The sequence below is a fragment of the Paeniglutamicibacter sp. genome (assembly GCF_046714615.1).
In the GTDB taxonomy this organism is placed as follows: Bacteria; Actinomycetota; Actinomycetes; order Actinomycetales; family Micrococcaceae; genus Paeniglutamicibacter.
In genome coordinates, this window is the sequence record NZ_JBKKAP010000034.1 from 1 (window position 1) to 9,744 (window position 9,744).

A 9,744-nucleotide genomic window follows, 5' to 3' on the forward strand; every position below is an offset into this window, starting at 1 on the left:
CCCCCCCAACAAATTAAAAAAAAATATATCTCTGGGGCGCGGCCGCGCGCCGCCCGCCCCGCCCCCCCCCCCCCTCGCCTGTAAGCCGGGGTTGCAGGTTGGGGAGATTCCCTAGAACACCAGCTTCATGCCCTCGTGGCTTGCCTCAAACCCCAGCCGCTCATAGAAACGGTGGGCGTCGGCGCGGCTCTTGTCGGTGGTCAATTGCACCAACGAACAGCCGCGGCTGCGCGCGTGCTCGATGGCCCACTCCAGAAAGACCCTGCCCAGGCCTCGGCCCCGGAAGTCCGCGTGGGTGCGCACCGCCTCGATTTGGGCACGCCAGGCCCCGCGGCGGGAAAGACCCGGAATGAAGGACAGCTGCAGCATGGCAACCACGCGCCCGGCGCTCTCGCATACCAGCAGCCGGTGCGACGGGTCCCGCTCGATTGCCGCAAAGGCAGCGAGGTAGGGTTCCAACTCGGCGCTCGACTCCGGATCACGCGTTGCTCCCAAGGCGTCGTCGGCCAGCAGGGCCAGCAGTGCGGGAAGGTCGTCCTGGGCTGCATCGCGCACCGCGATTTCCAACCCATCGATATGCAAGACTGCGCTCTGCTCCACGAACCAATTCCTTTCCGGGATTTCGTATTAGATGAGTCCCAGGGACTTGACCATGTCGCGTTCCTCTTCGAGTTCCTTGATGGACCTGTCGATCCGGGCATGCACGTCCGCGCCCACCGAAAGTCCCTGTTGGATCTCCCAGGCGCCGTCGCGGGAGTGCACCGGGAAGGAACTGATCAGCCCGCGCGGCACACCATAGGACCCGTCCGAAAGCACCGCCGCCGACGTCCAGGAACCCGCGGTTCCCAAGATCCAGTCGTGGACGTGGTCAACGGCCGCCGCCGCTGCCGAGGCCGCCGAGGAGGAACCCCTTACCTCGATGATCTCGGCCCCGCGCTTGGCCACCCGCGGAATGAACGTCTCATCGAGCCACGCGGCCACCTTGGCGGAACCGCCGAGGGCTTCGGCCAGGGCGTCAGGCAGCGGACGCCGGGTGCCGTCGGAGGCGGTAAGGACGCCGTGGGAGACATCGGGAACCTGGGTTGCCGAGTGGTTTCCCCAGATGATGACGTTGCCGATCGAGGCCACCGGGACATCCAGGGTCCGGGCCAACTGGGCCAGCGCGCGGTTGTGGTCCAGGCGGGTCATGGCAGTAAAGCGTTCGGCCGGGACATCCGGTGCATGGGCGGCGGCGATCAATGCATTGGTGTTCGCGGGATTGCCCACCACCAGGACCCTCACGTCGTCGGCGGCACCGGCGTTGATAGCTGAGCCCTGGGGGCCGAAGATGGCGCCGTTGGCCGCCATCAGGTCCCCGCGTTCCATGCCCGGACCGCGTGGCCGCGCACCGACCAACAGTGCAACATTTGTCCCGGCGAAGGCATGCGCGGCATTGTCGGTCACCTCGACCGAGTCCAGAGTGGTGAAGGCGCAATCCTGCAGCTCCAGGGCGCTTCCCTCCGCGGACTTCAGGCCTGCAGGGATCTCCAGCAACCGCAGCCTGACCGGGGTCTTGGGTCCGAACATGGCTCCCGAGGCGATGCGAAAGAGCAGCGCATACCCAATCTGCCCTCCGGCACCGGTTACGGTCACGGTCACGGATTCCTGTGTGCTCATGGCCCCCATGCAACCATCAATGTGGGTCAAAAGCCACGATCCAGCGGGGTCGGTCCGTGGCGCGGTGCCCGCACCGGAATCAGCAGGAGCAGCCCGAGCAACAGGACGGCCAGAATGCCCAGGATGCCGTAGCGCTGGGCCTCGGCAACGTGGGGAGAGGCCAGCGCAATGGCCGCGGCAAACAGTGCCGGGGCCAGGAAGCTGACGGCGCGGCCGGTGGTGGCGTAGAGACCAAAGAGCTCGCCCTCCTGTCCGACCGGGGCCAACCGGGCCAGGAACGCGCGGCTTGAGGACTGTGCGGGACCGACGAACAGGCACAGCAGCAGGCCAAAGACCCAGAAGCCCGAGGCCCCCGGGGAGAGGAAGACTCCAAGGCCCGCGACGAGCAGCCCGATGAGAGAGGCGATGATCACGCGCTTGGGGCCGATCTTGTCATCGAGCAGCCCGCCGACCATGGCACCGGCGGCTGCGACGACGTTGCCGACGATGGCGAAGATGATCACCTGCTGCAGCGGGAACCCGAAGGTACCGGCGGCGATGATGCCGCCGAAGGTGAACACGGCGGCCAGCCCGTCACGGAAGACCGCGCTGGCCAGCAGGAAGAAGACGGTGTGGCGGTCCTTGCGGGCCAGGGCCACGACCCTGCGCCACAACTCGGCGTAGGACTGCAGGACGGTGAAGCGCGGCCCACCGGATTCACCCGGGATCTCGGGGACCGCGAAGAGCACCGGAAGGCCGAAGCCCAGGAACCACAGCGCGGAGAACACCGCGACCAGTCGCAGGTTCAGCGCATCGGTCTCCGAGGCCCCCGCCCAGTCGAAGAGAGGGGTCACCAGCGTGAACAGGACGATGGCCAGGGCCAGGATTCCTCCGAGGTAACCCATTCCCCAGCCGAAGCCCGAGACCTTGCCAATGGTGGAGGGGGTGGAAATCTGCGGCAGCATGGCGTTGTAGTTCACCGTCGCGAACTCGGCGAAGACCGAGGCCAGCGCAATGAGCGTCACGCCCAGGACCAGGAAGCGCGGTTCGGGGAACACGAAGAAGCAGGCAGCGGTGAGCACCGCAACGATCACCGTGTTCACGCCCAGCCAGAAGCGGCGGCGCCCTCCGGCATCCGAGCGCAATCCTGTCACCGGGGCCAGCAGCGCAATCGCCACACCGGCGATCGCCAGCCCGTTGCCCAGGACCACCGAATTGGTGTCCTTGTCCCCAAAAAGGTCGCTGGTCAAGTAGACGGTGAAGACGAAGGTCGTCATCACCGCGTTGATGGCCGCCGAACCCCAGTCCCAGGAAGCCCATGCCATGACGGGTTTGGTGATAATTCTCTGCCGGTCGGTCGAGGCCGACGGTGCCGCAGGAAACTCGCTCATGGGTGCATCGTAGTCGCATCGAACCAACTATGGGCGAGCTCCGGATTAATGCATCCACGCGTGCCGGAGAATTGATCATTGCGGGTAGGGTCTTAAACAATCCGGAAAGGCATATTATTCCGCAAGATTTCATCAGCTGAATTCCGGGTCAAATCACCGGGCGGGAGGTGCCGGCTGATAAGCTGGGAGCTGCCTTTTGACCGTTTTGTTGCCAGGGCACTGGCCCGCCGACCATAGGAGATACGTGTGCTCCTTGTCCTGATTGCCCTTTTTGCCGTTGCCGGAATTGCGCCATTCATTTTTCGAGTTCTGGGCCGTTCAACGTTCTACGTTTTGGCTGCCGTTCCGGCGGTGGCCTTCGCCTGGCTCGTGGCGAATTTTTCGAGATTCACCCAGGCCGATCAGGCTGTCGCCAGTGGCGGACCCAATGCGCCGCCGTCCGAGCTCTATAGCTGGATCGGCCCGCTGAACGCCCATCTTGATTTCCGGATGGATGCACTCTCAGCTGTGCTGTGCCTCTTGGTGTTGGGCGTCGGGGCCTTGGTGCTGTTCTATTGCGCACGCTATTTCAAGAACGAGGATCCACACACCGGCGCCTTCGGTGCCCAGTTGCTGGCCTTCGCGGCGTCCATGTTCGGCCTGGTGACGGCCGACGACATGCTCCTGCTCTTCATCTTCTGGGAACTGACCACCATCCTGTCGTTCCTGCTGATCGGCTTCAACCGCACCCGCATGAGCGCCCGGCGTTCTGCCCTCACCGCCCTGATGGTCACGACCTTTGGCGGCCTGACGATGCTGGCCGGGCTGATCATGCTCGGCAATGCCGCCGGCACCTACCGCATTTCCGAGATCCTGGCGATGGCCCCGGAGCTCACGGCCCTGGGCACCTACATCGACGTGGCCATTGCCCTGGTGCTGATCGGGGCGATCTCCAAGTCCGCGTTGGTCCCCTTCCACTTCTGGCTTCCCGGTGCCATGGCAGCCCCGACGCCGGTCTCGGCCTATCTCCACGCGGCCGCGATGGTCAAGGCAGGCATCTACCTCGTCGCACGGCTGGCCCCCGGCTTCAACGAAACCGCTTTCTGGCAACCCATGCTGCTCTGGCTTGGCCTGGCCACCATGCTGATCGGCGGCTGGCGCGCGCTGAAGCAACACGACCTCAAGCTGCTGCTCGCCTACGGCACGGTCTCCCAGTTGGGCTTCCTGATCCTGATCCTGGGCATGGGCAGCCCCAACGCGGCATTGGCCGGCCTGGCCATGATGCTGGCACACGGATTCTTCAAGGCAACGCTCTTCCTTGTCGTGGGAATCATCGACCACAAATCCGGTACCCGAGACATCCACCAGCTCTCCGGGGTCTACAAATCCTCGCCGCTGCTCTTTGCCGTCTCCGCGATTGCCGCGGCCTCCATGGCGGGGTTCCCGCCGCTTTTCGGCTTCGTGGCCAAGGAAGCGGTCTACGAGTCCCTCCTGGAATATGCCCAGGGCAACGGCGCCACCGGCGTCGTGCTGCTCATCGGAGTGGTGGTCGGTTCAATGATGACCTTCGCCTACGCCGCGCGCTTCCTCTGGGGCGGTTTTGCCGCCAAGCCCGGCATCGCGCCCACCGTCTTCCCGAGGGTGCCGGTGCTGTTCCTGACGCCGTTGCTCGTGCTCACCGCGGCAACCGTCGTGTTCGCCTGGATCCCGCAGGTCCTTGAGGGGGTCATCGCCCCGTACATCGGGCTGTTCGCCGCCGCCGAGGCCCCCATCCACCTGGGGCTCTGGCACGGTTTCACCCCGGCGCTGGGACTCACCGCCCTGACGATGATGGTCGGTGCGCTGCTCTTCCTGGGACGCCAAAAGGTCTTCGCGTTCCAGAGCAAGGTCCCGGCGGTGTTCGACGCCGAACGCGACTACAAGTACACCGTTGGCGGCGTGGACAACCTGGCCATTTGGCTCACCGGCCGCACCCAGCGCGGTTCCCTGTCCTTCTACCTCGTGGTGATCCTGACCGTGGCGCTCGTGCTGCCCGCGACGACAGCGATCTGGCTCAGCACCCCCGACCCGGGGAACTTCATCGCCTTTGACCACCCCGCCCAGATGGTCATCGGGCTCATCATGGTCGTGGGTGCCATCGGGGCCGTGCAGGCCAACCGGCGCTTCCTGGCCGTGCTGATGGTCTCGGTCAGCGGCTACGGCATGGCGGCGATCTTCGCACTGCAGGGCGCCCCGGACCTGGCCGTCACCCAGCTCCTGGTGGAAACCATTGTGCTGGTGGCCTTCGTGCTGGCACTGCGGGCCCTGCCCGTGGAGCTGTGGGCCAAGAACCCCACGGGCCACCGGCTGGGCCGTGCGCTGATCGGCATCGGCTTCGGTGCGTCAATGATCTACATCGCCGCCACCGCCATGGCCTCGCGCGTGGCCGACCCCATTTCGCTGGCCTACCCGGAGCTGGCCTACACCGGCGGGGCGGGCAAGAACATCGTAAACGTGACCCTGGTGGACATGCGTGCCTGGGACACCTTCGGCGAGATCACGGTGCTGGCGGCCGCCGCCACCGGTGTCGCCTCGCTGATCTTTGTGCGCGGGCGCGGCGACAAGCGGCTGCGCGTCACCGCGGTGCCCTCCGGATCGGTGGACCACGGCTCCGAGGCCATCGGCGGAGCCAGCCCCAGCAGAGCCGGCCTGGCCGTGGCGCGGAGGTTCGCGATCTCCAAGCGCGACTCCTGGCTGGTGGCCGGCCACACGCTGGCGCCCGAGCGACGCTCCATCACCTTCGAGGTGGTCACCCGGCTGCTCTTCCACACCATCCTGCTGGCCTCCGTGTACCTGCTGCTGGCAGGGCACAACACCCCCGGCGGCGGCTTTGCCGGCGGCCTGCTTGCAGGGCTGGCCCTGACCATCCGCTACCTGGCCGGCGGCCGGGTGGAACTCACCGAGGCCACGCCGGTGAGCCCGGGAACCCTGATGGGCACCGGGCTGGGGCTCGCCGCGCTCACGGCCGCGGTGCCGCTGTTCTTCGGCGCGCAGATGTTCACCTCCGCCGCCATCGAATTCACCTGGCCCCTCTTCGGGGAACACAAGTTCGTGACCTCGACGATTTTCGACATCGGGGTGTACCTGGTGGTGGTAGGGCTGGTCATCGACGTGCTGCGTTCCCTGGGCTCGGAAATCGACGACCGTTCCGAGGGCCGCAGCCCCACCGACACGCATGACATGGTTTCCGACGCGGAGACGGGAGTGGGACGTTGAGCACCAATATCACCTTGCTCATAGTGATGGGCGTACTTTTTGCGGTGGGGATCTACCTCCTGCTCGAACGCTCGCTGACCCGGGTGCTGCTGGGCATCGTGGTGCTGGGCAACGGGGTGAACCTGTTGATCCTGGCGGCCGGCGGTCGCCGCGGCGAGGCCCCGCTGTACCAGGCGGAGCTCGGGGCGGAGCAATACAGCGACCCGCTGCCGCAGGCGCTGATCCTCACTGCCATCGTGATCACCTTCGCGGTGACAGCGTTCATGCTGGGCATCATCTACCGCTCCTGGGTGATCTCCCGGGCCGACGTGGTTGCCGACGACGACGAGGACCTTCGCGTCTCGCAGCAGTCGACCTTCGACTTCGAGGAAGACTCCCCGGTGCCGGAAGACACCACGGAATTCGAGGGCGACGAGTCAGTGCCCGTTGACATCACCAAGGACGAGGGGACGCGCGCATGATCGATGCACCACTGACGGCCGTTTCATTTGCCCCGCTGGCCGTGGCCCTGCCGATCTTCGGCGCGGCACTTGCCTTCATCCTGCGCCGCAGGCGCCGCACCCAGCGCGCGGTGACCATCGGCGTCCTCGTCATCACCCTGTGCCTCGAGGCCTGGATGCTGGCCCTGGTCTGGGACGGCGGGACCTACTCGGTCACCCTCGGCGGCTGGGCACCGCCCTTCGGCATCTCCATGGTCGTGGACGGGTTCTCCGCCTTCATGCTGGTGGTCTCCACCATCGTCTCGCTGGCCGTGCTGCTCTATGCCACCAGCCAGGGCCTGGCCGACGGGGACGAGGACGGGCCGGTGTCAATCTTCCACCCGGCCTACCTGATCCTGGTGGCGGGCGTGTCAAACGCCTTCCTCGCCGGGGACCTCTTCAACCTCTATGTGGGCTTCGAGATCCTGCTCACCGCATCCTACGTGCTGCTGACCCTGGGCGGCACCACCGCACGCATCCGCGCCGGAACCACCTATGTGGTGGTGTCGGTGGCCTCCTCGCTGCTGTTCCTGATCTCCATCGGCATGATCTACGCGGCCGTCGGCACCGTGAACATGGCCGACCTGGCCGTGAAGCTGGCCGAGATCTCCCCGGGCACCCAGACGGTGCTGCACGTGATGCTGTTGGTGGCCTTCGGGATCAAGGCGGCGGTCTTCCCGCTGTCCTTCTGGCTCCCCGACTCCTACCCCACGGCGCCTGCACCCGTCACCGCGGTGTTCGCCGGGCTGCTGACCAAGGTCGGCGTCTATGCCATCATCCGCACCGAGACGCTGTTGTTCCCCGGGAACCAGCTCTCCGACGCGCTGATGCTTGTGGCAGGGCTGACCATGCTGGTGGGAATCCTGGGTGCCGTGGCGCAGACCGACATCAAGCGCATGCTTTCCTTCACGCTGACCAGCCACATCGGCTTCCTGATCTTCGGCGTCGCGGTGGGAAACCAGCTGGGGCTCGGCGCCACCATCTACTACGTGGCCCACCACATCGTGGTGCAGACCTCGCTGTTCCTGGTGGCGGGGCTCATCGAGCGCCGGGCCGGGACCTCGAACATCGACCGGCTCGGTTCGCTGGCGAAGCTTTCCCCGCTGCTGGCACTGCTCTTCTTCGTCCCCGCCATGAACCTGGGCGGCATTCCGCCGTTCTCCGGGTTCCTGGGCAAGCTCGGGCTGGTCCAGGGAGGCGCCGAGCTGGGCACCCCGATGGCCTGGGTGCTGGTGGGCGTCTCCCTGCTGACCTCGCTGCTGACGCTGCTTGCAGTTGCCCGCATCTGGAACAGGGCGTTCTGGCGCAATGCCGAGGACGCCGTGGACCCGGACCCGCTGCTGCTGGTGGGCGTTTCCGAGGCCCGCGGGGCCACCTACGACATCGTCGCCGACGAACCGGCCAGCCGCTATTCAGATCGCGGTAACGCCGCCCTGCTGCCCAACGGCATGCTCGCCATGACGGCAGCCCTGGTGCTGGTGGGCGTGGCCCTGACGGTGTTTGCCGGGCCGCTCTTTGACTTCACCGACCGGGTTGCAGGGCAAATGCTCGAGCGGGGCAACTACATCGAGGCCGTCCTCGGCGCCGGAGAGGGGCAAGAACGATGAATCGGGAACAACGCCTGGCCGACGCCAAGGACGAGAACGGGCAGCGCCAGCGCTCCACGCTGCGCCAGGAAATCCCGCTGCTGGTGGGCATGATGCTGGTCTGGGGCGCCCTCTGGCAGGACTTTGCCATCGGCAACCTGGTCTTCGGGCTGCTCATCTCGCTGCTGCTGGTGCGGGTCTTCCGATTGCCGCCGATCATCCTTTCGGGGCGCTTCAACATCTGGCGTGCAGTGGTCTTCATCGGGACGTTCCTGCGGGACGTGACGCTTGCCAGCTTCGAGGTCATGTACCTGGCGGTGTTCCGCGGGCCGCGGACCACCAGCGCGGTCATCACCGTCACGCTGCGCACCGAGTCGGACCTGCTGGTCACCTTCGTGGGCCACGTGCTGACGCTGGTGCCCGGCTCCTACGTCGTCGAGGTGGACCGAAGCTCCTCCACGCTGTACCTGCATGTGCTCAACGTCAACGACCAGGCTGGCGTGGAGAAGGCCAGGGCAGCGGTCTTGCTGATCGAGGAACGACTGATCCGCATGATGGGCACCACCGAAGAGCTGGCAGCGCTAAACGCCGAACAAGCGGCCCCGAGCACGGAAGACGGAGCACCTTCATGAACATTGTCTTGTGGATCTGCGGAATCATGCTGTCGATTTCCGCCGTCCTGGCCATCGTCAGGCTGGCCAAGGGCCCGTCCATCCTGGAACGCGTCATCGCCACCGACGTCCTACTGCTGATCATCTCGGCGGCGCTATGCGTCGAGATGACCGTCAACAAACACACCAACAACCTGGTCTTCGTGCTGCTGGCATGCCTGGTCGGGTTCGTCGGGTCGGTCACGGTCTCCCGCTTCGTCACGGATCGGAGAAACGCCTGATGCTTGACACCATCATCGACGTGGTTGCCGGGACGTTCATGATCGTCGGCTGCCTGATGTCGCTGGCCGCGGGAATCGGCATGCTTCGCTTCCCCGACCTGCTCTCGCGCCTGCACGCCGCGACCAAGCCACAGGTGCTGGGCCTGTTCCTGCTGCTGTCGGCGCTCGGGCTGGAACTGCGCTCCTGGGCGGTGCTGCCGGTGCTCGTGCTGGCCTGGTTGCTGCAGCTGCTCACCGCACCGGTCTCGGCACACATGGTGGGACGCGCCGGATACCGGACGCGGCACCTCAAGCGCGAGACCCTCATCGCCGACGAGCTGGCGGCGGTCGTCGAGGCCGCAGAACAGCGGGAGGAACACGAAAACGTCCAGGGCAGGCCGCGGGACCGCACCGACTTCATCGACTAAATCGCCGCGGCACCCGGGGCGGCCAATGGCCCGACTCACGTGAATGCCGGAAACGACACAGGGGTTCACCGGGAACCCCTGGGCCCCGCAGGGGGCAGTGGGAGAGGCCGTTTTTGCGGA

General features: G+C 66.1%; 9 protein-coding genes. 6 read left to right on the top strand and 3 right to left on the bottom strand.

The window, feature by feature from the left end:
- Window positions 1-111 precede the first annotated feature (111 nt).
- From ACLQ7E_RS04110 to ACLQ7E_RS04120, 3 genes are read right to left on the bottom strand one after another with little or no spacing between them, the layout of a single operon-like run.
- Window positions 112-600, bottom strand: coding sequence for a GNAT family N-acetyltransferase (locus ACLQ7E_RS04110; protein ID WP_411731284.1), 489 nt, complete (start codon window positions 598-600; stop codon window positions 112-114).
- 27 nt (window positions 601-627) lie between these two features.
- Window positions 628-1,656, bottom strand: a complete 1,029-nt coding sequence (locus ACLQ7E_RS04115) for a malate dehydrogenase (protein WP_411731285.1) — start codon at window positions 1,654-1,656, stop codon at window positions 628-630.
- A gap of 26 nt (window positions 1,657-1,682) precedes the next feature.
- Entirely contained in the window at window positions 1,683-3,026 is a 1,344-nt protein-coding gene (locus tag ACLQ7E_RS04120) for an MFS transporter (protein ID WP_411731286.1), read from the bottom strand.
- A 246-nt stretch (window positions 3,027-3,272) separates the two neighbouring features.
- On the opposite strand from ACLQ7E_RS04120, the gene ACLQ7E_RS04125 reads away from it, so the two are divergent.
- Genes ACLQ7E_RS04125 through mnhG form a run of 6 tightly spaced genes read left to right on the top strand, consistent with a single transcriptional unit; the run spans window position 3,273 to window position 9,624 of the window.
- On the top strand, window positions 3,273-6,260 hold the full coding sequence (locus tag ACLQ7E_RS04125) for a Na+/H+ antiporter subunit A (protein ID WP_411731287.1): 2,988 nt from the start codon (window positions 3,273-3,275) through the stop codon (window positions 6,258-6,260).
- Window positions 6,257-6,721, top strand: coding sequence for a Na(+)/H(+) antiporter subunit C (locus ACLQ7E_RS04130; protein WP_411731288.1), 465 nt, complete (start codon window positions 6,257-6,259; stop codon window positions 6,719-6,721). The genes ACLQ7E_RS04125 and ACLQ7E_RS04130 overlap by 4 nt, the downstream gene beginning before the upstream one ends.
- The gene (locus ACLQ7E_RS04135; protein ID WP_411731289.1) at window positions 6,718-8,346 is read left to right on the top strand and encodes a Na+/H+ antiporter subunit D; all 1,629 of its coding nucleotides are present in this window, start codon (window positions 6,718-6,720) and stop codon (window positions 8,344-8,346) included. Before ACLQ7E_RS04130 ends, ACLQ7E_RS04135 begins: the two co-directional genes overlap by 4 nt.
- Window positions 8,343-8,957, top strand: coding sequence for a Na+/H+ antiporter subunit E (locus tag ACLQ7E_RS04140; protein WP_411731290.1), 615 nt, complete (start codon window positions 8,343-8,345; stop codon window positions 8,955-8,957). Before ACLQ7E_RS04135 ends, ACLQ7E_RS04140 begins: the two co-directional genes overlap by 4 nt.
- On the top strand, window positions 8,954-9,217 hold the full coding sequence (locus tag ACLQ7E_RS04145) for a monovalent cation/H+ antiporter complex subunit F (protein WP_411731291.1): 264 nt from the start codon (window positions 8,954-8,956) through the stop codon (window positions 9,215-9,217). Before ACLQ7E_RS04140 ends, ACLQ7E_RS04145 begins: the two co-directional genes overlap by 4 nt.
- The gene (mnhG, locus tag ACLQ7E_RS04150) at window positions 9,217-9,624 is read left to right on the top strand and encodes a monovalent cation/H(+) antiporter subunit G (protein ID WP_411731292.1); all 408 of its coding nucleotides are present in this window, start codon (window positions 9,217-9,219) and stop codon (window positions 9,622-9,624) included. The genes ACLQ7E_RS04145 and mnhG overlap by 1 nt, the downstream gene beginning before the upstream one ends.
- Window positions 9,625-9,744 lie beyond the last annotated feature (120 nt).